This window comes from Phenylobacterium sp., from assembly GCF_036677185.1.
In the GTDB taxonomy this organism is placed as follows: domain Bacteria; phylum Pseudomonadota; class Alphaproteobacteria; order Caulobacterales; family Caulobacteraceae; genus Phenylobacterium.
The window spans coordinates 229960-252382 of sequence record NZ_JAKFEN010000012.1 but is presented as its reverse complement, the minus strand read 5'-3'; the positions used below and the strand labels follow the sequence as shown (position 1 = coordinate 252382).

Below are 22423 nucleotides of genomic sequence, written 5' to 3'. Positions count from 1 at the left end.
ACTTGCATAATAGTACTTACGACTGGCAAGTCTTTTCCGGCGAACGCAGAATCCATCGGGTCGGGCAGCCGGTTACGTGCCGTCGAGCCAACCACTCCGGGCCCTGCGCAGGTAGTGACTTGCTTGACGAGACTTTAGAAACACGCCTATTCTCGGAGGTGTAGACAAGCCGAAAAAAGAACGAGGGAAAGTCGTAACCAGGACAGATCGCAGCCGGTCACGTCTGCGCGCTCGATCCAACACGGACCGTTATTTCCGCTGTTATGCAAGTTGACGCCGCACCGTCGACCGCACCGCCTTGGACTGGCCTTCCTGAATACGCCGCACCCTTCAACGCATCGGAAAAACCCCGCCTAACGCGGGACATAACAGGGCCCTCCGGCGACTTTCAGGCCGGTCCGACCCGGGGGAAAAACCAGTGAAGCTGCAACACACGACGTCCGTCATCGCGCTGCTCGCGGGCATGGCGATGGCTATGCCGGGCCAGGCCGCCGCCCAGAGCACCCAACTCGAGGAACTGATCGTCACCGCCCAGAAGCGCGAGGAGAACGTCCAGGACGCGCCCCTGGCGATCACCGCCGTCACCGGCGCCAGCCTGGCGAAGGATCGGGTCCTCACCCTGGAAGACCTCGGCCACAACATGACCGGGATCTCGTTCACCGCGAACTCGCCGCAAGCCAACGAGATCAACATCCGCGGGGTGGTGAACACCCGCCTCTCCTCGCCGACCGCCGACCAGTCGGTCTCCACCTTCGTCGACGACGTCTATGTGAGCCGCTCAGGCAATCTGAACTCGGCCTTTTACGACGTGGCCCGGATCGAGGTCGTGCGCGGCCCGCAAGGGGTGCTGCTGGGCAAGAACGTGGCCGGCGGCGCCGTGAACATCATCAGCAACGCCCCCAGCTTCGAGCGGTCGGGCAAGTTCACCGCGACACTGGGCAATTACGACCTGCGCCAGACCACCGGCTATTTCACCGGCGCCCTGACCGAGACCCTCGCCGGCCGGCTCTCGTTCCAGACCATCAACCGCGGGGGCTACTACAAGGACATCCTGCACAACACCGAGCTGGAGAACCTGGATTCCACCCAGGCGCGGATCCAGTTGGCCTACGCGCCTGAGAATTCCGACCTGCGCGCGAGCCTGAACGTCGACTACGCCAAGGACAGCAACGACGGCATCCATCGGGTTGGACTGAAGAGCCCCACCCTACCGGCCAGCTTCACCCCCTGGTCAGGCACCCGCGCCCTGATCGCGGCGCAGCGCGGCCACCTGGACTTGGACGAGAGCCTGCCGATCTGGCCGCACTTCAAGGGCGACATCGCCCCGACGCCGCAGGGCGCCCGGCACAAGACCTACGACATCATCATCAAGGTCGAGAAGGACGTGGCCGAGAACATCCGGCTCTCCAGCATCACCGGCTATCGCAACAACCAGTCCTTCACACTCTACGACCAGACGGGACTGGGTCCGGCCAACGGCTTCAACCTCGCCGCCCCGCTGCTGTTCGCCGAACCGGTGAACTTCATCGAGGGTATGAACCAGATCTCCCAGGAGGTCCGCCTCACCTCCACGGACGACGCCAGCCGCTTCGACTGGATCGTCGGCGCCTACTACCAGAAGACCAAGGTCCACCAGTACAACCGGTTCTGGGGTGAATCCACGGTCCTGCCGACCCTGTCGGGCGAGTCCCATTGGGACGACCACGGCCGCAACGAAGACATCGCGGTCTTCGCCCAGGTCGGCTTCGACATCACCGACACCGTCAAGCTGGACGTCGGCGCCCGCTACACCCGCGACGAGAAGACCGGCTTCCAGCGGGGCATCATCGTGGCCACCGGCGACCGCCTGAACCCGAACGACAAGGCCCCGCTCACCCCGCTGACCGTCAACTTCGCGACGGCCTACGGAGAGAGCTGGAAGGAGCTGACTCCGCAGGCCACCCTGCGCTGGACCCCCAACGACCTGAACATGGCCTATCTGACGGTCTCCAAGGGCTTCAAGGGCGGCGGCTTCCAGAACAACGCCTCCAACGCCTTCGCCGCGGCCACGCCCTACGACCCGGAGACGGTCACCAACTACGAGGCCGGCTACAAGACCGAGCTCTTCGGCCGCATCCTTCGCTGGAACACCGCGGTCTTCTACATGAAGTACAAGAACCTGCAGGTGCAGCAGACCCTGGCCTCCTGCCTCTGCAATGTGATCAGCAACGCCCCTGGCGCCACCATCAAGGGCGTGGAGAGCGACGTGCAGTTCGCGCCCACCTCCTGGTTCCGCAGTTGGGCCAGCACCAGCTACGTGGACGCCACCTACGACACCTTCGTCTTCGCCGGCGTCAACAATTCCGGGAAGCTGATGCAGCGGACCCCGAAATGGCAGATGGCGGTGGGCGCGGAGGTCACCACCGACGTCGGCGGCTGGGAGGACGCCCTGTCGGCCCGCCTGGCCTATCGCTGGCAGGGCAAGATGCCTTGGGCGCCGGAAAACACCACTTGGGAGAAGGACTACGGCACCCTCGACGGCCGGGTGACCCTGACCTTGCCCGACCAGAACTGGACCCTGTCGGTCTACGGCAAGAACCTGGGCAAGACCCGGTATCGCACCAACATCATCCCCTTCTTCCAGGAGGAGATGTCGTCCTTCGGCGCGCCCCGGACCTACGGCGTGGAAGTCTCCGCGGCGTTCTAGCCTTCATCGCGCGGCCGGGCGGACCTCCGCCCGGCCGTTTCCCTTGCCTGGAGGATCGCCCATGGGCCGCCGCTACGAGGTTCTCCGCCAGGTCATCGAGGCCTGGCAGGCGAAGGATGTCGACCGCGTCCTCTCCCACATGGCCGACGACATCGTTTGGCACTACGCCGCCGCCGCCATGCCGCCGGTCCGCGGCAAGGCCGCCGCGCGCAAGCTCCTGGAACGCTTCCAGTCCGATATGCACGCCATCGAATGGCGGATCTTCTCCCATTCCGAGACCGGCGATCGTCTGTTCGTCGAAGGCGTCGACGACTACCGCACCAGCGACGGCAAGCGCGTGGCCACGCCCTATGCCGGGGTGCTCGACTTCCGCGGCGACCTGATCGTCGGCTGGCGCGACTATGTCGACCTTGGCGTCGCGGCCCAGCAGAAGGCCGGCGAGCCGCTCAGCGCCCAGGTCGAGAGCCTGCTCGACCGCGCCCCGGCCGCCAGATGACCTAGGCAGGCGCCGACAGCGTCACGTCGCCGGGGTCACATTGAAGGCGTCGACCGCCTCGCCGCACTGGTCACAGGTGACCTTGGCTTCCAGCCTATGGCCGCAGGTGCGGTGATAGATGATCAGCGGCGGTCCCTTGCCATCGTCGAGCCAGCGGTCGCCCCAGCGGATCAGCTCGGCGATCAAGGGGTAAAGGTCGCGCCCCTCGTCGGTCAGCCGATATTCCCAGCGATCGGGTCGTTGCTGATAGAGTTCCCGCCGCAGCACGCCCAGTTCCACCAGCCGCGACAGCCGATCCGACAGGATGTTGGGGGCCACGTTGAGCGCGTTCTGGAAATCGTTGAAACGTCGCCGGCCCATGAAGGCCGAGGCGATCACGTGGCTGGTCCACCGGTCGCCCAGCACCTGGAAGGCGCGGTCCAGCATGGGATTGCCCTGGTTGAGCGCATCGCCGGGAACGCTGGAGCGTCGTTGGGCGCGCGGCGGCAGGGACGGATCGTAGCCGGCCCCCGGACCGGCCTCGGCATAGACGTCGCGGGGGCTGACCAGTTCGCCGCAATGGCCGCAGCGGTACTCCGGCGTGAACTCGTGGCCGCACTTGTGCTTCAGGCGGTGGGCGGGATCGGCCGCGTCGTAGAACCACCGCTTCTCCCAGCGGATGATCATCAGGGCGAGGCTGTAGAGGTCCCGGCCCATCTCGGAGAGATGATACTCCTCGCGGATCGGTCGCTCGCGATAGCGCACCTTCTCGAGGATGCCCACAGCCTGCAGACGGCGCAGGCGTCCGATCAGCAGGCTGCGCGCCAGGCCGATCTTGCCCTGGAACTCATCGAACCGGCGAACCCGCTGGAACGCCAGATAGAGGATCATCAGGACCCAGCGGTCCCCCAGGACATTGAGCGCTCGGGTGGCCGAGTTGGCCTGTATCAGCTGGGGGAGCGGCGGCGTGTCCGGGATGCTGGTGCGGTCGGCCATGTCGCCTCTGGTTTCGGACCGCGACCCTTCTGTCCCGAACCTGGCTTGTCAAGGCCGCGGGACGCGCGGCTCAGCCCCGGCGACGCGCCTCCGCATACTCCCGCGCCAACGCCTCGACGATGGCCGCCAGGGGCTCTACGGCCCGCACCTCGCCGACGCCCTGCCCCGCCGCCCAGACGTCGCGCCAGCGCTTCGCCGCCTCCTCGGGCGCGCCCAGATTGATCTCGGCCTTGGCCTTCAGGCCTTCGGAATCATAGCCCGCCGCCATCAGGCTGGCCTTCAGCCAGTTGGCGGGGATCCCTGTCAGGGCGGCGGAGGTGACGATGTCGTCGGCGCCGGACTCGATGAGCATCTGCTTATAGCCCGGAACCGCCAGGCTCTCTTCGCTGGCGATCAGCCGAGTGCCGAGATAGGCCAGGTCCGCCCCCAGCACCTGGGCGGCCCGGATGGCCTGGCCCGATCCTATCCCGCCGCCCAGCACGATGGTTCCATCGAACACCTCTCGGACCGCCGGCGTGAAGGCGAAGGCCGATAGGGGCCCCGTATGGCCGCCGGCGCCGGACGCCACCAGGATCAACCCGTCCACCCCGCTTCCGGCCGCCTTCCGGGCGTAGGTCAGGGAATTCACATCGGCATAGACCAGGCCGCCATAGGCATGGATCGCGTCGACCACCGCCGCCGGGCTGCCCAGCGCCGTGATCACGATCGGCGGCCTGTGCTTCAGGACCAGTTCGAGCTCCTCCTCCCAGCGGGAATAGGAGCGGTGGACCATGATGTTGATCGCCCAGGGCGGTGCGTCGGCCGGCAGGGTCGCGGCGATCTGGCCCATCCAGGCGTCGAGGTCGTCCAGGGTCCTGGCGTTGTTGGCCGGGAAGGATCCGACGATCCCGGCCTTGCAGGCGGCCAGCACCATGTCGACGCCGGAGACCAGGAACATGGGCGCGGCGATGGCGGGAATCCGCAGGCGCTCGGCGATGTTTGTCGGCAGGGACATGCTCAGACGGCTTCCGGCGGCTTAGGCGGCCAGGGGATGAAGCCTGACGTGCGACGCATATAAGCCTCGTAGCCGGGCTTATGGCGGCGCATGCGGCCCTCGACGGTCGGCACGCCGCTCCAGCGGGTCAGGGTGAAGACCAGATAGAGTGGGCCGACGATGGAGAACAGGCCGAGCGTGGTCTCGGCGGCCACCAGCCAAAGGCCAAACCAGACGCAGGCGTCGCCGAAATAGTTGGGATGGCGGGTGTAGCGCCACAGGCCCCTATCCATCACCTGGCCCTCATTGGCGGGGTCCTTTCGGAAACGGACCAGCTGCCAGTCGGCCAGGCTTTCGAAAATCAGGCCGAAGACGGCGAGGCCCGCCCCGGCCAAGGCGAGAGCGCCGAGCTCCGCGGGCTCGGGCGCGATCTGGCCCAGCTGAACCGGCAGGCAGACCAGCCAGAGCAGCGGCATCTGCAGCATGAACACCAAGCGGAAGGCGGCGTAGCCGTAGCCCCAACCCCGCTCCGCCTTGGCCTTGTCCAGCAGACGCACATAGCGACGGTCGGGGCCGTGGTCGCGCCAGCGCCATAGCATGTAGCCCCCCAGGCGCAGGGCCCAGGCGACGCAGATCGCCGTCAGCACCACCCGCCTCGGCGTGCCGCCGCCGGTCTGCAGGAAGGTCGAGACGGCCACCGCCCCCATGCCCAGGCCCCAGAGGCTGTCGACCGGCGTGCAATCGCGCATGGCCACGCAAGCCGCCCAGGCCAGGATGAACAGGGCCAGGACGACCCCGGCGTTGATCGCCAGCACCACGACGAAGTCCGGCATAGCCTCACCCCCGATTTGCCGCCCCGTTCAAGAGGACGATCTATTAGTCTCTATATGCAAGTTAGTCTGGCTTCGCAAGGACTGCGCGCGAACTGGCGGTCAGCCCAGCGCCATGACGCCCTCGTCCGGCGCCTCGGCGAACAGCCGCTCCACCTGCTCGGCCCGCCGATCGATCACGGCGCGGCGATTGATCGTGCCCTTGTCGGAGATTTCGTGGGCGTTGGCGCTGGGGGGCTCGGTCAGCAACAGGGCGCGCTTCGCCCGCGCCGCGCCGCCGCGCTGACCGGCGTTGAACGCCGCCAGGCGACGGGCGATCTCGGCGGGATCGGCGCCGGCCGTCGGCCACAGCATCACCCCCAGATAGGGCCGACCGTCGTCGCAGAGCACCAGGTCCAGGACCAGGGGCGACAGGGCCTTGATCAGGCCGTCGCGCAGGGATCCGCCATAGACCCAGGTCCCGCTGGAGAGCTTGAACTCCTCGGCCGCCCGGCCCGCGAAGGCCAGGCCCTGGGTCGGGTCGGCCGGATCGTGGAACACCGCCAGGTCGCCCGTGCGGTAGAAGCCCTCCTCGTCGAAGGCGAGCGCCGTCTTCTCCGGCTCGTCGAGATAGCCCCGCGTCACGTTCGGACCCCGCGCCCGGACCTCATAGCGGTCGCCCACCGGGGCCAGTTTCACCGTCGTCCCCGGCGCCGGCAGGCCGATACCCACCTTGTCGGTCTCGAAGTGGATGACCATGAAGGCCGAGACCGTCTCGGTCATGCCGTAGCCGCTGGTCATCATGATGCGGCAGCCGGTCTCGGCCACGGCGGCGGCCTGCAGCCGGTCGTGGACGCTCTGCGACAACCCCGCGCCGCCATAGAGCATCAGCCGCATCTTCCGGAAGAAGGTCGCCCGGAGCACGGGGTCCTTCTCCAAGGCGTCCGCCAGCATGGTGTAGCCCAGCGGCACGTTGTTGAAATAGCTGACCGAAATCTCCCGCAGATTGCGGATCGAGGTCTCGAACAGCCCCGGCGCCGGCTTACCGTCGTCCACATAGAGCGTGCCGCCCTCCAGCAGTGTGGTCCGCAGGACGAAGGCGCCGGCCGCATGATGCCAGGGCAGCCAGTCCAACATCACCTCGTGCCAGCCCGCCGCCTCGCCGATGGTCTGCTGGCACTGGGCGCTGTTGGCCGCAAGGTTGTCGAAGGTGATGGGCACCACCTTGGGCAGGCCGGTGGACCCCGAGGTCAGCATCAGGGCGGCGCGGTCGCCGGGCCTCAGCGTTTCGATGGAACTGGCGACCGCCGGTGTCGGCACGGTGGCCAACACATCGCCATAGGAGGTCGCAGGCTTGGCGAGCCGGGACGGGTCTGTCGTGACGATCCTCGCCTCGCCCAAATCCAACGTCTCCAGGGCCGCCGCCGCCATGGCGGTGTCCTGGGCGAACACCACGGCGGGCTTCACCTTGGCGATCACATGGGCCAGGCGGCCGTAGTCACCGCCCAGGGCCGCATAGGTGACGCTGACCGGACAGGCGGCGCGGCCGGCGGCCTGGGCGGCGAAGCTCATCACGGCGAAGGCCGGGGTGTTGCCGGCCAGGATCAGCACGGGGCCCGGCGGCGCCTGGTCCATCAGCCATTGTGTGACCGCGTCCATGTCGCGCTTGAGCTGGGCGAACGAGGTGAACGCCCACTCACCGTCCGCGCCCCGTAGGGCCAGGGCCGGCTTGTCGCCGGAGGTCGCGGCCCGACGCGCGAAGGCCGCCGGGATGTTGGCCTCATAGGGACGCAGGGGGATCTTCGAGGTGATCAGCACCGTCCCATCGGCGCGACGCTCGACGTCCAGGTCCACGGGCATCAGGTGGGCTTCGCGGAACGGCGCGGCCAGGGCGGACGTGGTCATGCGTCCATGACCTGACGATCGGCGGCAAGGGCCGGGCGACCGTCCATGAAGGCGGCGAAGGCCTGGTGGGCGTCGCCATAGGCCTCGCGCGGCTCGGCCCTCAGGGCGGCGTGGACGGCCGGTCCGATCGCGCCCTCCGGCAAGGCCACGGGCGGGCCCTCCATGGCGAAGGCCGCGCGCAGGCGTCCACCACCGCTGACCAGGGTCTGGCCGGTGACGTCGCAGGCCTCGCTCACCAGCCAGGAGACAAGGGGCGCGACGGCGGCCGGGTCCATCCGTTCGGCCATTGCCGGTGGCAGATGCGGCTCGGTCATGGCGGTGAAGGCGTAGGGGGCGATGGCGTTGATGCGCACGCCGCGAAGGGCGCCTTCGACCGCCAGTCCCCGCACCAGGCCGATCAGGGCCGCCTTGGAGGAGGCGTAACCCGTCATGCCGTCGCCGCCGTGCAAGCCGGCCGACGAGGTGCTGACCACGATCCGCCCGGACCCCGAGGCCGAAAGCGCCGGCCAGGCCGCCTGGATCAGGTGGAGGGCTCCGAAGAAGTTGATATCGAAGATCCGGTGGAAGCCCTCGCGGGTCTGCCGGTGCAGTCGAATCGTCTCCGGCACGCCGGCGTTGGAGACCACCGCGTCAAGGCGGCCGAACTCGGCGACGGCCTGCGCCACCAGCGCCTCGCCGGCCCCGGGGTCCTCGGCGGACTCCAGACTGGCCACGGCCCGGCCGCCCGCCGCGCGAATCTCGTCCACGACCGCCTCGGCGCTGGGCGCCTGGCCACGGTCGCTCCAGCGATTATTGACCACCACGCTGGCGCCGCGGGCGGCCAGGTCCAGGGCGTAGGCGCGGCCCAGGCCCTTGCCCGCCCCGGTGACGATCACCACTCGCTCGCGCATGTCCTGCGCGCGTCCAGCGCTCTCCGCGATCGTCTTGGGCATGTGGCGGCCTCTCTCCTGGAAGCCGATCATCCACACTTCGTATCGTTATGCAAGTGACTGGCGGGAAACTAGCCGGCCGTCTCGAGCGTGCGGGACGCCTCGGCCTCGATCACCTCGAAGGTCACGTCGTGCGCCTCCACCGGCTGGCTGCAGCAGGAGCAGGTGACCGCGGGCTCCAGGTCGTGCCCGTGGGCCTTATGGCGCAGCAGCAGCGGCGGGCCTTCGGGCGAGACGTAGTACTTGTCGCCCCACTGCAGCAGCATGAGCAGGACCGGGTAGTAGTCGATGCCCTTCTCGGTCAGCCGGTACTCGGACCGCCGGCCGCCCAGGTCGTGGGCCCGGATCACACCGAAGGCCGTGAGCCAGGAGAGGCGCTCCGACAGGATGTTGGTGGCCATGGCCGTATCACGATGGATCTCGTCGAACCGGCGCAGGCCCGTGAAGATCGAGCGCAGCACCAGGCTCGCCCACCTGTCGCCGGTGATCTGGGCCACGTCGACCATCAAGGAGGAAGAGGCCTCGGCGGCGTGGCGTTGCTGGCGGCGGCGGCTGTAGCGCGCGGCCATCCAGCCGACTCCAGGGCCCTCGGTCCAGTCCACGTCGCGGGCGTTGATCTCATCGCCGCATTTCAGGCAGGTGGGCACGGGTTCGAAGACCTGGCCGCAGGTCCGGTGCCGCAGCCGCAGTTGCAGCTTGCCCTCCGGCGCGCTCCAGCGACGCTCCCAGCGCAGCATCATCAGGGCCGGCCAGTAGAGGTCGCGGCCCTTGCGGGTCAGGCGGTATTCGAATCGGGGCGGCGACTGGCTGTAGAGCGCCTTCTCAAGGACATCGGCCGCCACCAGCCGCTTCAGCCGGTCGCTGAGCAGGGTCTGCAGCAGGCCGGTGCGGGCGCGATACTCATCGAAACGCCGCGCGCCGATCCAGGAGGCCTCCAGGATCAGCAGCACGGAGGTGTCTCCCACCACCTCCAGCGCCCGCCAGATCGAGCAGGTACGGATGAATTTCGGCGACGTCATGGGTCAGGCTTGCTCTTGGAGGCCCGGAAAACTTCAGGTCTCCAAGAGTCGCGGAACGGGTGTGACTATGCAAGCCGCATTCAGCTCGCCGCGACACCCGACAGGTCGCGCCGCAACACCTTGCCCAGGGGATTGCGCGGCAGGGCGTCGATGACCCGCAGCTTCTCGGGCAGCTTGTAAGTCGCGATGTCGTGGGTCCGTAGGTGGGTGTTCAACTCGTCCAGGGTCAGGTCCTGGCCCGGCCGGAGCGCCACCACCGCGCAGACCCGCTCGCCGAGCCGCTCGTCGGGATAGGCCACGCAGCCCGCCTCGCGCACCTTGGGATGGCTTTCGATCAGGCCGTCCAGTTCGGCCGGCGAGATGTTCAGCCCGCCGCGGATAATGATCTCCTTGCGGCGGCCAACGAAGCGGTAGTAGCGGCCGCCCGCCTCGGGCGCGATCTCGAACAGGTCGCCGGTGCGGAAGAAGCCGTCCTCGTCGAAGGCCTGGCGGGTCAGTTCCGGCGCCTTCACATAACCATCGAAGGTCATGGCCCCGGCGATGCGCAGCTCGCCCTCGACGCCCGGCGCGGCGATCTCCTGGCCGGTCTCCGGATCGACCAGCCGGGTGACGATCTTGCCGGGAAAGTCCGCCCCCCAATCCAGTCCCTCGACCCCGAACCGCGGGAAGAACCGCGCCCGCTGTTCAGGGTCCGGTATCGCCAGGCCGGTAGAGAACAGCGAAGCGCCCTCATTGGAGCCGAACACATTCATCACGGTCACGCCGTAGCGGTCCTGCCAGCCCTTCACCATCCAGGGCGCCAGCGGCGCCGAACCGGAACCCAGGCAGCGCAGCCTGGAAAGGTCCGTGGCCGCCAGCAGGGCCTCATTCTGCAGCAGCATGTTCAACACCGCCGGCGGGGCGACGGTGTAGGCGACGCCCTCGTCCTGCATCTGGGACAGGAAGACCGGCAGGTCGAAGGGATGGTGCTGGACCAGCCGGCCCTGGCAGACCAGCCAGGGCATCACCATGCCCCCGATGGCGGCGATATTGATCAGGGGAAACGGGTTCAGGATGGTGTCGCCGGGCGCGAGCCCGGCGGCCTCCACCAGGGCCTCGCCATTGACCACCCAGTGGTCGTGATGGCGCGGGACGCCCTTGGGCGCGGCCTCGGTGCCCGAGGTCCAGCAGATGGTCAGCGCCTCGGCGGCGTCGAGGTCGGACGGCGTGGCGTAGGGCGCGGAGGCGGCCTCGGAGAGGAGGCGGTCCAAGGCATGGCCCCCTTCGGGCGCGCCGGCGCCCAGACGCACGATCGCCGCCTCGGTCGCGCCCTGGGCCTTCAAATCCAGCAGCATGTCTGCGTGGTCGCAACCGTGGAAGTCGCCCACCGTCAGGTACAGCTTCGGCTCGATGACGGGCAGGATCTGGCGCAGCTCGTGGCCACGATAGGCCATGGCGACCGGGCTCAGGATCGCACCCATGCGGGCGCAGGCCAGGAGGGCCAACACCCCCTCCACCAGATTGGGAAGTTGGATGGCCACCACGTCGCCACGGCCGACCCCGAGCCCTGCGAAGGCCTGCGCCATGGCGTCCACCTGGGCGTCGACCTGGGCATAGGTCAGCCGCCGCGGCGCTGTCCCCACCAGGGCCTGGCGGTTGGGCGCGTCGATCAAGGCTTCCGCGCCGGCGCGCGCGACGACCGCCGCCCGGAACAGCGCGTCGACGGTCTGGCCCCGCCACCACCCTCGACGGCGGTACTCGGCGACGCGTTCGGGCGGACTAGGGCGCAAGTTCGCCTCCGGGTCAGGATGGGCGGCGGGTCCAGTCCCGCCTCGTCGCCAGCGCTCGCATAGTAAGTATCGTATTGCAAGTTCCTGCTGGACGGTTCCAGGCACGGACGTCCGCGGAAGCGCGCTGGTGGGCCCGGTAGGACTCACATGGTGGGGCATAAATCCTTGCTACACATGATGTACGAGCCAACGCCAATGACGCCATACCAACAATTGCACCAACACGCCCAATGGACCCCAGCCCCGCGGCGCGGGGACGCCTTCAGTCGGTTGGGAACCTGCACGTGGGCAGATTGTCCTCGTTCCCGCCGTCGAGGCGACAGATCCCTCAGGACAGGACGATCCGCGTATGCTGGACGTGCGGAGGGCTGGTAAAATGCGGCCCGGCCAGCGCGCGCCACTGCTGGAACGCCTCGGAATCGCGGAAGCGGACCGTGTGGTCCTCCAGCGTATCCCAGCGGACCATCAGGACGTAGCGGCCGGGCGTCTCGACCACGCGATGCAGCTCCATGCCCCCGCAGCCGGGCGCGGCCTGGAACAGCGGCGTCGCCTGGGCGACCGCCTGTTCGAACCCCGCCTCGCCGCCCGGCGTCACCTCGATGTGCGCCATCTCCAGGATCATGCTCCGCCCCCTTCCGCCGCCGCTAGTTCGCGCAGCTCGCGCTTCAGGATCTTGCCATAGGCGCTCTTCGGTAGGTCGGCCACGAAGCGATAGCCCGTGGGCCGCTTGTAGCGGGCGAGCTGGCTGAGGCAGAGGTCGTCCAGGTCCTCGGTGGGCGGTGCGGCGCCGCGCGCCACCACGAAGGCGAACGGGATCTCGCCCCATTCCGGGTCCGGCAGGCCGATGACCGCGCACTCGCTGACCGCCGGGTGCGTCAGCAGCACCTCCTCGATCTCGCGCGGATAGATGTTGGAGCCTCCGGAGATGATCATGTCCTTCGAGCGGTCGACGAGGGTCAGGTAGCCCTTGGCGTCCATCCAGCCGAGGTCGCCGGTGTGCAGCCAGCCGTCCTTGAGCGTGGCCGCCGTCGCCTCCGGCCGCTGCCAGTAGCCGCCCATCAGGGTGTCGCCCTGGCAGGCGACCTCCCCGATCTCGCCAACTGGCGCCTCCGACCCGTCCTCGCGGACCACCCGAACCAGCACGCCGCTGCGCGCCACGCCGACGCTGGCCAGCCGGGCCTCGTAGTCCGGGTCGTCAGGCGAGCCGAACAGGCGGGGCGGCAAGTGGGTAATGGTGTTGGGGCTCTCGCCCTGGCCGTAGAGGTGCCAAAGGCGCTGCGGCCCGAAGACCTCGAGCGCGCGCTTGAGGTCCTCGACGTACATGGGCGCGCCGCCGAAGAAGATGCGGTGGATGCGCGGGATCAGTTTCGGGTCGAGCAGCGCCGGGTCCATCAGCCGGCGCACGACCGTGGGCACGCCGAAGAGCGACAGCGGCCCGAAGGCGCCCAGCGCGCGGGCGATGGTCTCGGCGTCCATCGAGCCGGTCGGCAGGATCACGTTGTTGCGGCCCCGCGCCAGGTAGCAGAACCCGAGGAATCCGCTGGCGTGCGACATGGGCGCCAGATGCAGGATGTGGTCGTCCACCACCGCTCCGCTGTCGGCCAGGAAGCTGACAATCATGGCCACCAGAGTGCGGTTGGTCTGGATCGCGCCCTTGGGCTTGCCGGTGGTGCCCGAGGTGTAGAACAGCAGCGCCGGGTCGGTCGGCTGGCGCGGTTCCACCGGGATGGTCCCGTGAGCGTGCAGGCGGGCGTAGCCGGAGCTGTCCACGTCGATCAGGGCGCAATCGGCTGGCAGGTGCTCGCGCAGCCGGTCGGTCAGGTCCGGCGTCGAGAAGCAGACGCGAGACTGGCAGTCGCCGGCCGCATAGCCGATCTCGGCGGGGTGCAGGCGGCAGTTCTGCGGCGCGGGGACCAGGCCAGCGATCCAGGCGCCGAGCAGCACCTCGTAGTAGCTCGGCGAGTTGGACATCGCCAGGGTGACGCGGTCGCCGGGCGCCAGGCCCATGGCGCGCAGGCCCGCGGCCAGCGAGCCGGCGCGCGCCATCAGCTCGCCATAGGTCCAGAGCGGGCGGTCGATCCAGGAGATCGCTGTAGCGTCAGGATCGCCCCGGGCCGCGGTCTCGATCAGGGCGGCGACGTTCATGCCCGGGCGGCGCGCTTTGCGTCCACCAGGACAGCGGCGATGATGCAGGGCTTGCCGCTGCGGTTGACCCAGGCGTGCTTGGTCCCGCGCTGCACGATACAGTCGCCCGGCTTCAGCAGGGTCTCGCCGTCCTCCATCAGCATGTGCATCTCGCCCGACATGACCACCAGGTAGTCGACGGAGTCGGTGACGTGCATGGTCGGGTGCCGGGACTGGTCCTTGGCGTCGGGCACATTGTGGCTGCCCATCTGGGCGAAGGCGGCGGCGGTGTCCTGCATGCCGCCTTGCACCTCCGGCGGGATCTCGACGACCCGGAAGATGGTGCCCATGGGTTCGGGGTCGTGGCGGATCGGCCGCGCGCCGCGGTCCACGAGGCCGTCATTGTCGATCGGCATCTCAGAGGTGACCCAGAGGTCGGTGATCCGCGCGCCGGGCCAGGCGGCCATCTCCATGATGTTGGGGGCGTCGCCCTCGAAGGTGATGTTGGACCGGCCCGAGGCGTCGTGGCCCGTGACGATGCGGCGGATGGACTGGGGCATGGGTTACTCCGAACCAGGATATTGCGCCTCCGCCTCGGGGAAGCGGCGCAGGGTGAGGAAGAGGATGGCGGCCAGGACCAACACGGCGGCGGCGCCATAGAGGGCCAGCGCGTAGCCGCCGGTCAGGTCCGAGACCCGGCCGTAGGCCGGCGGCGACAGCGAACTGCCGACCAAGACCGCGGCGTAAAGCAGGCCGTAGATCCGGCCGTAGGCGCGCATCCCAAAATAGCGGGCGGTGAGGTAGCCGATTAGGTCGAGCTCAGCGCCGATCGAAAGTCCGATGGCGACGGCGCCCAGCCAGCCGGCCGGGGCGCCGAACAGGCCCATGGCGCCCAGGCAGGCGCCGCTGATCGCCATCATCCCAGCGGCGACGTAGGGGGCGAAGGTCCGGTCGATCAGCCAGCCGGTCAGCACCCGGCCGACGATCAGCGAGACGCCGCCCAGGCCTGCGATGGCGCCGGCGGTGGCGGGTGGCACGCCTTCGTCCGCCAGGAACGCCAGTAGATGCAGGTGCAGGCCCCCTGCCCCCAACGGGATCAAGGCGAAGGCAAGCGCCATCACCCAGAAGACGCGGTCCTTGATGGCCTCGTCGAAGCTGACCCCGGCCACATGGCCTGTCTCGGTGACCACCACGGCCTGCGGCCGGCTGCGGCTCATCAGGAAGGCGACCGCGGGCGCCGCCAGGGCGACAAGGATGGCCAGCGCCAAGAACCCTTGCCGCCATCCGGCGGCGGCGGCGTAGGGGACCAGCAGCAGCGGGAGGAGGACGCCGGTGAGCCCGTTGCCGACCATGGCCAGGCCCAGGGCCAGGCCGCGCCCGCGGACGAAGTTGGCGCTGACCACCCTAGCGTAGACCAGGGTCGCCGCGCCGCACGCGGTGACCGCCATCAAGGCGAACATCGCGTAGTAGAGTCGGATGTCTGGCCCGAGCTGGCTGAACATCACGAACGATAGCGCCAGCGCCGTCAGCGAGACCGCGGTGATCCAAACCGCCGAGATGCGGTCCGCCACCCAGCCCAGCAGCGGCGAGGCCAGGGCCAGGCCGCCGATCAAGATCGTCGGGCCCAGCGAGATCTCGGTGCGCGTCCAGCCGAACTCGGCCTGCAGCGCGCGCATGAAAACGCCGATGGCGGGAGACGGCAGGGCGATGACGCCCACGCCGATCCCCAGGGTGGCGCCCAGCAGCACCGGCCAGCGGGTGGCGAACTCACCACCTGCCCCCCGAACCGGAGCCGCCTCGGCCAACCCTGCACCCACCACCGTCACGCCGCTCTCCTCAAGGCCTAGCGCAGCCGCCAGTTCACCGACACGCCGTAGGTCAGTGGGTCGCCGGGCGTGCCCAGGCCCGAGGGGCCGGAGATCGCCACGTTGCGGAAGTAGCGCTTGTCGGCGAGGTTCTTGCCCCAGACGGCGAAGTCCCAGTCGCCCTTGGCCGGACGGAAGATGATCCGGCCGCCAACCAGGCCGTAGCCGGGCTGGTAGGCGTTTATCGAGCTGGTGTTGGCCGCGTCGAAGAACACCTTGGACTGATAGGCGTACTCGCCGTGCAGCAGGATATCGCCCGCCTCGCCCACCGGCACGGTGTACTCGGCCACGATCGAGATCTGGCGGTCCGGCGAGCGCAGCTGGTGCTTGCCGGCGAAGCTGACGCCGTTCGAGAGGTACTCGCGGAAGCGGGCGTGCTGGATTGTGGCGTTGAAATCCACGCGCAGCGCCGGGACCGGCCGGGCCGACAGGGCGATGTCGACGCCCTTGGTCCGCGTCTTGCCGGCGTTGTCGATGATGGTCAGGCCGGCGCTCGGGATGCGCAGGATCTGTTGGTCGTCGATATCGGCGCGGAACAGGGCGACATTGGCGGTCAGCCGGTCGTCCCACCACTGGGTCTTGGCGCCAAGCTCGTAGGCGCGTACCCGCTCCGGGTCATAGACCGTCGAGGCCAGGGTCAGGCTGCCCGGCAGCGACTGGAAGCCGCCGCTCTTGAAGCCCTGGCGGGCCGAGGCATAGATCATGATGTCCTGGGTGGCGTCGTACTCCACCGTCAAGGCCGGGTCGAAACTGTCCCACGACGGCGTGAGCCGCACGAAATAGGCGCCGGCCGGGCCGAACGGATCAGTGGCCTGGTCCGAGACCTTCTTGTCCTTGGTGTAGCGACCGCCCACCGTCAGGCTGAGCTGCTCGGTCACCTCGTAGGTGGCCTGGCCGAAGATCGCGTAGCTCTTGGTGTCGATGTTTTGGCCGTAGGTCCCGAGCGAGCTGCGCAGCACCGGCACGGCGAAGTCGGGACCGCTGTCGATGGTGTCCCGGCGGTCGGTCATGCCGTGATAGAAATAGAGCCCTCCAATCCACCGCAGCGGTCCGCTGTCGGCCGACAGGCGCAGCTCCTGGCTGATCGTGATGTCGTTCTGGTCGGTGCCCAGCGCATAGCCGTCGGCCAGCGAGCCGTCCTGGTCCTGCAGCCGCTTGAACTGGTTGTCGCGCCAGCCGGTGATCGCGGTCAGGGTGGCGAACGGCAGCTCGTACTCGATGCGCGCGGTCAGGCTCCGGGTGTCCTGCTTCTCGAAGCCGTCGACATTGTAATAGCGGCGGAAGAAGCTCTGGTCGGTGGGCAGGCGCGCGCCGGCCTCGGGCGACAGGAAGCCGGTGACCGCAGCCGTCGACAGGAAGTGATTGGTCATCCCGTTGTCGGACGAGAAGACGTCGCCGGAGAGCCGGAACAGCAGCGTTTCGCCCTGATACTCGACCTGGCCGCGCGCGGTGTAGTTGTCGATGTCGCCGGGATCGCGGCCGGCCGGGTTGGTGGTGTAGGCGCCGCGCTCGCGATGGGCGCCGGCCAGGCGGAAGCGCCAGGCGCCGTCGGCGGTAAGCGGGCCCGTCACCCCGCCGCGGACGGCGAGGAAGTCATGGTTCCCGGCGTCGGCCGAGGCGTAGGCGTTGAACGCGCCCTCGGGCCGCTTGCTGACGATGCTGATGGCGCCGGCCGCGGCGTTGCGGCCGAACAGCGTGCCCTGCGGACCCTTCAGAACCTCGATGCGCTCGACGTCCAGCAGGTCGGACTGCAGGCCGGCCGTGCCGGCCAGATACACCTCGTCCATGAAGTAGGCGACGCTCGGGTCCGAGCCCGAATCGATCACGTTCGTGCCGGCGCCGCGGATATAGGTGTAGCTGACGAAGCCGCTGCCGATGGCCGAGATGTTGAGGCCGGGCGCCAGGCGCTGGAGGCCGTCGATGGTCTGCACCCCACCCCGCTCCAGCGCCGTGGCCGGAACCGCGGCGATGGAGATCGGCACGTCCTGCAGGTTCTCGGCCCGCTTCTGGGCGGTGACGATCACCTCCTCGACGGCGGGGCCTTCGGCGGTGGTCTGGGCCTGGGCGGCGCCGGCCACGAAGAGCGCGAGCAGACTCGTGCTCGCAAGCAAAGGTAGAGTTTTCATGGCGTTCCCCCTGCGCGATATTGTTTTTCCGATTGGTCGTGGGCTCGGATCGCGCTTGTTCTGAGAATGATGGAGCCGGTCGGACCCGCAAGGCGGAACTATGGACAACTGTCCATGCCCGCCCTCGCCAGGCCTCTCCGGCATGTCAACTTTGGAACACGATGCGGTTACGCAGGCGCCCCAGACCGGTTACTTCCATCTCCAGAATGTCGCCATCCTCGAGCAGTCGGCCGGTTTCCAGCCCGCAGCCGCCGCCCACGGTCCCCGAGCCGAAGAACTCGCCGGCGTGGCGGGTCTCGTCCTGGGTCGAGTGGACGATGATCTGCGGGAAGCTCCACATCATGTCGGCGCTGGTCCCCGAGGAGACCTGCTCGCCGTTGATATAGACCGACATCGAGAGGTTGGAGGGATCGACGGCGTCGGCGGTGACCAGCCAGGGGCCCATGACATTGCCGGTGTCGAAGTCCTTACCCTTGGACGGGCCTAGCATGCCGCGCATCTCGCTCATCTGCTGGTCGCGGGCGCTGACGTCGTTGAAGATGCAATAGCCGAAGATGGCCTTCTCGGCCTCCTCGAGCGTGGCGTTCTTCACCGATCGCCCGAGGAACACACCGAACTCCATCTCGTAGTCGAGCTTGGTGGTGTAGCGGGGCCGGATCACGTCCTGGCCGGCGCCGATCACGCTGAAACGGTTGCATTTGTAGTAGACGGGCAGCTCCTTGTAGACGTCCGGGATCTTGCCGTCGTTGACGGGGATCACCGGCGGCCCGCCGCGCACCAGGTGGCCGTTGCGGGCCGACTGGATCAGGTGTTTCTCGAAACAGAGGCAGTCGAACATCTGGCGCGGTTCGGGCACCGGCGCCAGCAACCGCACCGACGCCAGCTCCCTTACGGACACCGGCTTGGCCTCCAGGGCGCGCGCTGCGTCCAGGGCCCGCTCGCCGCCGTCGATCAAGGCCAGCATGTCGCGGAAATGGGCGGTGTCGCTGGCGGCGGTGAAGTCGCTGATGGTGGCTTCGTCCGGCAGGACGGCGCCGATGTGGCGCGCGCCTCCGGTCTCGAACGTGACGAGTTTCATGGCTCAGGCCCCCTTATGCAAAGCCCGTTCAAAGTCCGCGTGGATGCGGGAGGTTCAGTGCTTGTGGTTCGGATCAGTGCAGTCGCAGGCGACCGAGGCGGCGCTCGACTTCCGGCGGCTGTGGTAGCGGGCCATGCCCGCCCAGATCTCGCCGAACTCGACCTTCAGCGGCTGGCCGCCGAACTGGCCGTAGAGCGTCATCATGTTCGGCACCATGCGCTCGGAGTCGCCCCAGTGGGCGTACGGGCCGAGGTCGATGTCGTTGGCCGCGTCCTCGAAGCTCATGCCGGCGTCGTAGCGCTGGCGGCCCTCGTGCTCGATCCATTCGAGATAGCCGCGGAACTCGCGCACGGCGGCCTTGTCGCTGATCGGGCCGTGGCCGGGGACGACGGTTTCGACGTCGGAGGCGAGGATCAGGTCGCAGGCCTTCACCCAGTTCTCCACCGGGCCCGACCAGATGGCCGGGTGGCCGCCCACGAACAGGATGTCGCCGGTGTAGACCACCTTGTCGTCGGGCATGAAGGCCAGGACATCGGAGGCGGTGTGGGCCGGCCCCACATCCACCAGATGGATGGTCTTGGAACCCACCTTCAGGTCCAGGCTGCCCTCGAAGGTGTCGGTGGCCGGCGGCAGGTCGATGCCGCGGAATTCGAACGGCGCGAAGATTTCGCGCATGAACCGGCCGGCCTCGCCGTCGTAGGTCTCGGCCTCGGTCATCATCGCCAGGATGCGATTGGCGTCCTCGTGCTCCATCGCCTCGCCCACCGACTTGGTGGTGACGATCCGGGCGCCCTTCACCAGCTGGTTGCCGAAGGTGTGGTCGCCGTTGGCGTGGGTGTTGACCACCGTCTCGATCTCGCGCGCCGCGGGGCTGGCGTCGCGCATGGCGTCCAGCATCTCGCGGGTCAGCTTCAGGTCGAACAGGGTGTCGACCAGCAGGCTCTCGCCGCCGTCCGTGACCAGGCCGGCGTTGCTCCAGCCCCAGCCGCCGTCCGGCAGCAGATAGGCCCAGCAGCCGGCGCCCAGCTCATGCAGACCCTTGGTGTATTGCCACTTGGCCATCGCTTCCTCACCTCGTGCGGGCTTCTGTTGCTCGGCCTGCGTGAAGGCCGGCCGGACCCGTCGATGAGAAGCTAGGCGGGGGCGCCCGGATCGGTCGAGCCGATCCTATGGACGCGTGTCCAGCGATTGGGTCTTCAGGCGGCGGAGGCGTCCTTCACCTCAAGGCGGCGACGCTCGATCAGGGCGAGGATGCCGGCGCACCCGAAGGTGACAATGTCGCCCGTGATCCCGGCCACCGTGCGCTGGATGTCCTGGCCCAGGAGTTGGTCATAGCGGTGGTCCACCAGCTGCCAGGAGTAGATCGCGCCCACCACGAACGAAAACGCCCAGACGATGTCCTGGCGCACGAGCTCCGGACAGGCTAGCGCGATGGCGTCGATCCAGCGGATCATCGAACGGTCGGCGACCTCCAGCAGGCCGGTGCGGCCACCGGCGCTGCGGTCGGCGACGCGGCCGCGGATGATGAATATCCGTTCCTGGTCGTGCTCGGAGCTGCCCAGCATGCGACGCACCACCGGCCAGGCCAGGGCGTGGATCAGGTCGGCCAGCTCGGGCGGGCGGACGCCGGCCTTGGCCAGGGCATCGGACAGCAGCGCGCTACGCTCGTCGTCGATCTCCGCCCAGGCCTTTCGCTCGATGGCCGTATAGAGTTCGGCTTTGGAGCCGAAGTACATGTGGATGGTGCTGAGCGGCACGCCTGCGTTGGCCGCGATGTCACGCAAGGACGCGCCCTCGTAGCCGTGGCGCGAGAAGCAGTGGATCGCGCTCTCCATCAGCGCGTCGATCGTGTCGGCCTTCGACATCTGTCGCCGCCTCCCACGCCACGATTGGAAGAACTCCGACGGGATTGCAAGGCGCCGGGCGGATGCCGCGGCCACGCCCACCTGAGGCAGGGTCTCGATCACCGGTAGGGACGCCGACCGGCAGGCCTTCTGAAGCTCCAGCCCGACCCGCAGGCGACTGTTGCATCCGCGCTTCCGCGTTGCGCCAACAGCGGAAGTTGGCGCCTGGTCGGAAAGGCGACATTTGTCGGGCGCCGTTGGAGGCGCCGCCAACCGATAGCAGCCGCCAGTCTTCGAACGGTTGGAGGCCCCATCACGGTTGAGGTCTCGGAACCCCAGGCCTTCGGCAGACAACACCGAGCTGGAGCAGGTCCCGATCAGGAGCTGTTGCGGGGCAGCCTGTTGATCAAGCACGGGTCCCGTGGCGCAGACCCCAAACACGACGCCGGCGCGCGCCAAGGATAGAAATGGCGATCACAGGATCATGACTCGCTCAAGACGCGCGCGCATCGGCAGGCGCAGCGGCGAGGCCCTGCCGACCTTTGTGAGCGAGGAGTCCATAGCCAGCGATGCAGATGTAGCACAGGGCCGGCGCGAGCAAGGCGAGGCTCAGGCCGATCTCATCGGCCAGGGCGCCGGTCGCGAGGGGCACCACGGCGCCGCCAACGATGGCCATACAAAGAAGGCCTGACCCTTGGGGGGTTTCGTCTCCCAAGCCTTCGATCGCAAGGCTGAAGATGGTGGGGAACATCACCGAGTTGCACAGCCCGATCGCCAGGATGGCGCCGGCCGCCAGCCAGCCCGACGTGGAGACGGATAGGACAACAAGGGTTGCTGCGCCGATTGCACTGGTCATCAGCACAAGCCCCGCCGGCGCTCGAAGCATCACGCCAGATCCGATCGCCCGGCCGACCATGGCCGCACCCCAGTAGAAGGCCACCAAGCGGCCGGCCGTTTCGGCGGTGGCGCCGATCGTTCGGTCTTCCATCAGGTAGTTGACCAGAAGGCTGCCGATGGCCACCTCGGCGCCGACGTAGAGAAAGATGCCGAGAACGCCAAAGGCGAGGCGCGGTCGCTGACCTAACAGCCGGAAGCTGGACAGTCCCGTCGTATTGCGCGCCGCCGCCGGCGCCGAGGCCGACCTGCGCAAGAACCAGAAGATCACGGCCAGCACGGCCAGGAAGGCGGCGATGCCGACGAAAGGCGCCTGGACGTTATGCGCTTCGGCCTGACGGAATGCGGCGAGCGCCTCCTGGCTCATGCGCGCGACGTCCGGCGTGTCTACGCCGCCCTTCAGGATGAAGGCCGCGCCGATAAAGGGGCCGACGAAGGTGCCGAGCGAATTGAACGCCTGGGCGAGGTTGAGCCGACTGTGCGAACGCTCCGGCGAACCGACAATGGCGATCAGGGGATTGGCCGCCACCTGCAGCGTGGTGATACCGCAGGCCATGACGAAGAGGGCGCCCAGGAAGCCCCAGTAGACGCCGCTGGCCGCGGCCGGCGCGAACAGAAGACACCCGGCGGCCATGACAACCAGGCCAACCACGATGGAGCGAATGTAGCCAATCCTCGCCAGGAGCGCGGCGGCGGGCACCGAGACAACCAGGTAGGCGATGAAAAACGCAAACTGCGAAAGCATCGCCTCGGCATAGTTGAGCGAGAACAGTCCCTTCAGTTTGGGAATCAGGGTGTCGATAAGAACCGTCGCCAAACCCCAGGCGAAGAAGAGCATCACCACGAAGGGGACGAGCCTCCCGCTCCCTCCGGAGGTCGGCGCGGTAGGGTGATGACGGGCCCCGGACATGACGTTTTCCTTCAACCTGTA

18 protein-coding genes are annotated in these 22423 nt (G+C 68.2%); 2 read left to right on the top strand and 16 right to left on the bottom strand.

What is annotated here, in order from left to right:
• Positions 1-418 precede the first annotated feature (418 nt).
• Positions 419-2686, top strand: a complete 2268-nt coding sequence (locus V6M51_RS02705) for a TonB-dependent receptor (protein ID WP_332764417.1) — start codon at positions 419-421, stop codon at positions 2684-2686.
• A 61-nt stretch (positions 2687-2747) separates the two neighbouring features.
• Positions 2748-3182 (top strand): nuclear transport factor 2 family protein, encoded by a 435-nt coding sequence (locus tag V6M51_RS02700; RefSeq protein ID WP_332764416.1) that lies wholly within the window; start codon positions 2748-2750, stop codon positions 3180-3182.
• A gap of 21 nt (positions 3183-3203) precedes the next feature.
• On the opposite strand, the gene V6M51_RS02695 is transcribed toward V6M51_RS02700, so the two are convergent.
• From V6M51_RS02695 to V6M51_RS02620, 16 genes are all read right to left on the bottom strand, one after another.
• Positions 3204-4157, bottom strand: a complete 954-nt coding sequence (locus V6M51_RS02695) for a winged helix-turn-helix transcriptional regulator (protein ID WP_332764415.1) — start codon at positions 4155-4157, stop codon at positions 3204-3206.
• 70 nt (positions 4158-4227) lie between these two features.
• Complete coding sequence (locus tag V6M51_RS02690) at positions 4228-5151, bottom strand: NAD(P)H-dependent flavin oxidoreductase (protein ID WP_332764413.1); 924 nt, start codon at positions 5149-5151, stop codon at positions 4228-4230.
• 2 nt (positions 5152-5153) lie between these two features.
• Positions 5154-5963, bottom strand: coding sequence for a DUF1295 domain-containing protein (locus V6M51_RS02685; protein ID WP_332764411.1), 810 nt, complete (start codon positions 5961-5963; stop codon positions 5154-5156).
• Between the two features lie 99 nt (positions 5964-6062).
• Positions 6063-7844, bottom strand: a complete 1782-nt coding sequence (locus V6M51_RS02680) for an AMP-binding protein (RefSeq protein WP_332764410.1) — start codon at positions 7842-7844, stop codon at positions 6063-6065.
• Positions 7841-8776: an SDR family NAD(P)-dependent oxidoreductase gene (locus V6M51_RS02675; protein WP_332764409.1), complete on the bottom strand. Its 936-nt coding sequence runs from the start codon at positions 8774-8776 to the stop codon at positions 7841-7843. Before V6M51_RS02675 ends, V6M51_RS02680 begins: the two co-directional genes overlap by 4 nt.
• Positions 8777-8844: 68 nt before the next feature.
• Positions 8845-9792, bottom strand: coding sequence for a winged helix-turn-helix transcriptional regulator (locus V6M51_RS02670; RefSeq protein WP_332764407.1), 948 nt, complete (start codon positions 9790-9792; stop codon positions 8845-8847).
• A gap of 80 nt (positions 9793-9872) precedes the next feature.
• On the bottom strand, positions 9873-11561 hold the full coding sequence (locus V6M51_RS02665) for a class I adenylate-forming enzyme family protein (RefSeq protein WP_332764405.1): 1689 nt from the start codon (positions 11559-11561) through the stop codon (positions 9873-9875).
• 328 nt (positions 11562-11889) lie between these two features.
• Entirely contained in the window at positions 11890-12183 is a 294-nt protein-coding gene (locus tag V6M51_RS02660; protein ID WP_332764404.1) for an antibiotic biosynthesis monooxygenase family protein, read from the bottom strand.
• The gene (locus V6M51_RS02655) at positions 12180-13706 is read right to left on the bottom strand and encodes a class I adenylate-forming enzyme family protein (protein ID WP_332764402.1); all 1527 of its coding nucleotides are present in this window, start codon (positions 13704-13706) and stop codon (positions 12180-12182) included. Before V6M51_RS02655 ends, V6M51_RS02660 begins: the two co-directional genes overlap by 4 nt.
• Entirely contained in the window at positions 13703-14245 is a 543-nt protein-coding gene (locus V6M51_RS02650) for a cupin domain-containing protein (protein WP_332764400.1), read from the bottom strand. Before V6M51_RS02650 ends, V6M51_RS02655 begins: the two co-directional genes overlap by 4 nt.
• Before the next feature lie 3 nt (positions 14246-14248).
• Positions 14249-15511: an MFS transporter gene (locus tag V6M51_RS02645; RefSeq protein WP_332764398.1), complete on the bottom strand. Its 1263-nt coding sequence runs from the start codon at positions 15509-15511 to the stop codon at positions 14249-14251.
• Positions 15512-15528: 17 nt separating this feature from the next.
• Entirely contained in the window at positions 15529-17676 is a 2148-nt protein-coding gene (locus V6M51_RS02640) for a TonB-dependent receptor (RefSeq protein WP_332764396.1), read from the bottom strand.
• Between the two features lie 145 nt (positions 17677-17821).
• Positions 17822-18754: a fumarylacetoacetate hydrolase family protein gene (locus V6M51_RS02635; protein WP_332764394.1), complete on the bottom strand. Its 933-nt coding sequence runs from the start codon at positions 18752-18754 to the stop codon at positions 17822-17824.
• Positions 18755-18808: 54 nt separating this feature from the next.
• Entirely contained in the window at positions 18809-19816 is a 1008-nt protein-coding gene (locus tag V6M51_RS02630) for an MBL fold metallo-hydrolase (RefSeq protein ID WP_332764392.1), read from the bottom strand.
• A 134-nt stretch (positions 19817-19950) separates the two neighbouring features.
• Positions 19951-20619 carry a TetR/AcrR family transcriptional regulator gene (locus tag V6M51_RS02625; RefSeq protein ID WP_332764390.1) on the bottom strand — a complete coding sequence of 223 codons (669 nt, stop codon included), beginning with the start codon at positions 20617-20619 and terminating at the stop codon, positions 19951-19953.
• Positions 20620-21091: 472 nt separating this feature from the next.
• Positions 21092-22330: a sugar MFS transporter gene (locus V6M51_RS02620; RefSeq protein ID WP_332764714.1), complete on the bottom strand. Its 1239-nt coding sequence runs from the start codon at positions 22328-22330 to the stop codon at positions 21092-21094.
• Positions 22331-22423 lie beyond the last annotated feature (93 nt).

Excerpts from the sequence above, each read along its gene's own strand:
- V6M51_RS02640 (WP_332764396.1), bottom strand. The coding sequence starts at position 17,676 with ATGAAAACTCTACCTTTGCTTGCGAGCACGAGTCTGCTCGCGCTCTTC.
- V6M51_RS02700 (WP_332764416.1), top strand. The coding sequence starts at position 2,748 with ATGGGCCGCCGCTACGAGGTTCTCCGCCAGGTCATCGAGGCCTGGCAG.
- V6M51_RS02650 (WP_332764400.1), bottom strand. The coding sequence starts at position 14,245 with ATGCCCCAGTCCATCCGCCGCATCGTCACGGGCCACGACGCCTCGGGC.
- V6M51_RS02620 (WP_332764714.1), bottom strand. The coding sequence starts at position 22,330 with ATGCTCTTCTTCGCCTGGGGTTTGGCGACGGTTCTTATCGACACCCTG.
- V6M51_RS02685 (WP_332764411.1), bottom strand. The coding sequence starts at position 5,963 with ATGCCGGACTTCGTCGTGGTGCTGGCGATCAACGCCGGGGTCGTCCTG.
- V6M51_RS02670 (WP_332764407.1), bottom strand. The coding sequence starts at position 9,792 with ATGACGTCGCCGAAATTCATCCGTACCTGCTCGATCTGGCGGGCGCTG.
- V6M51_RS02690 (WP_332764413.1), bottom strand. The coding sequence starts at position 5,151 with ATGTCCCTGCCGACAAACATCGCCGAGCGCCTGCGGATTCCCGCCATC.
- V6M51_RS02660 (WP_332764404.1), bottom strand. The coding sequence starts at position 12,183 with ATGATCCTGGAGATGGCGCACATCGAGGTGACGCCGGGCGGCGAGGCG.
- V6M51_RS02680 (WP_332764410.1), bottom strand. The coding sequence starts at position 7,844 with ATGACCACGTCCGCCCTGGCCGCGCCGTTCCGCGAAGCCCACCTGATG.
- V6M51_RS02675 (WP_332764409.1), bottom strand. The coding sequence starts at position 8,776 with ATGCCCAAGACGATCGCGGAGAGCGCTGGACGCGCGCAGGACATGCGC.
- V6M51_RS02695 (WP_332764415.1), bottom strand. The coding sequence starts at position 4,157 with ATGGCCGACCGCACCAGCATCCCGGACACGCCGCCGCTCCCCCAGCTG.
- V6M51_RS02630 (WP_332764392.1), bottom strand. The coding sequence starts at position 19,816 with ATGGCCAAGTGGCAATACACCAAGGGTCTGCATGAGCTGGGCGCCGGC.
- V6M51_RS02655 (WP_332764402.1), bottom strand. The coding sequence starts at position 13,706 with ATGAACGTCGCCGCCCTGATCGAGACCGCGGCCCGGGGCGATCCTGAC.
- V6M51_RS02625 (WP_332764390.1), bottom strand. The coding sequence starts at position 20,619 with ATGTCGAAGGCCGACACGATCGACGCGCTGATGGAGAGCGCGATCCAC.
- V6M51_RS02635 (WP_332764394.1), bottom strand. The coding sequence starts at position 18,754 with ATGAAACTCGTCACGTTCGAGACCGGAGGCGCGCGCCACATCGGCGCC.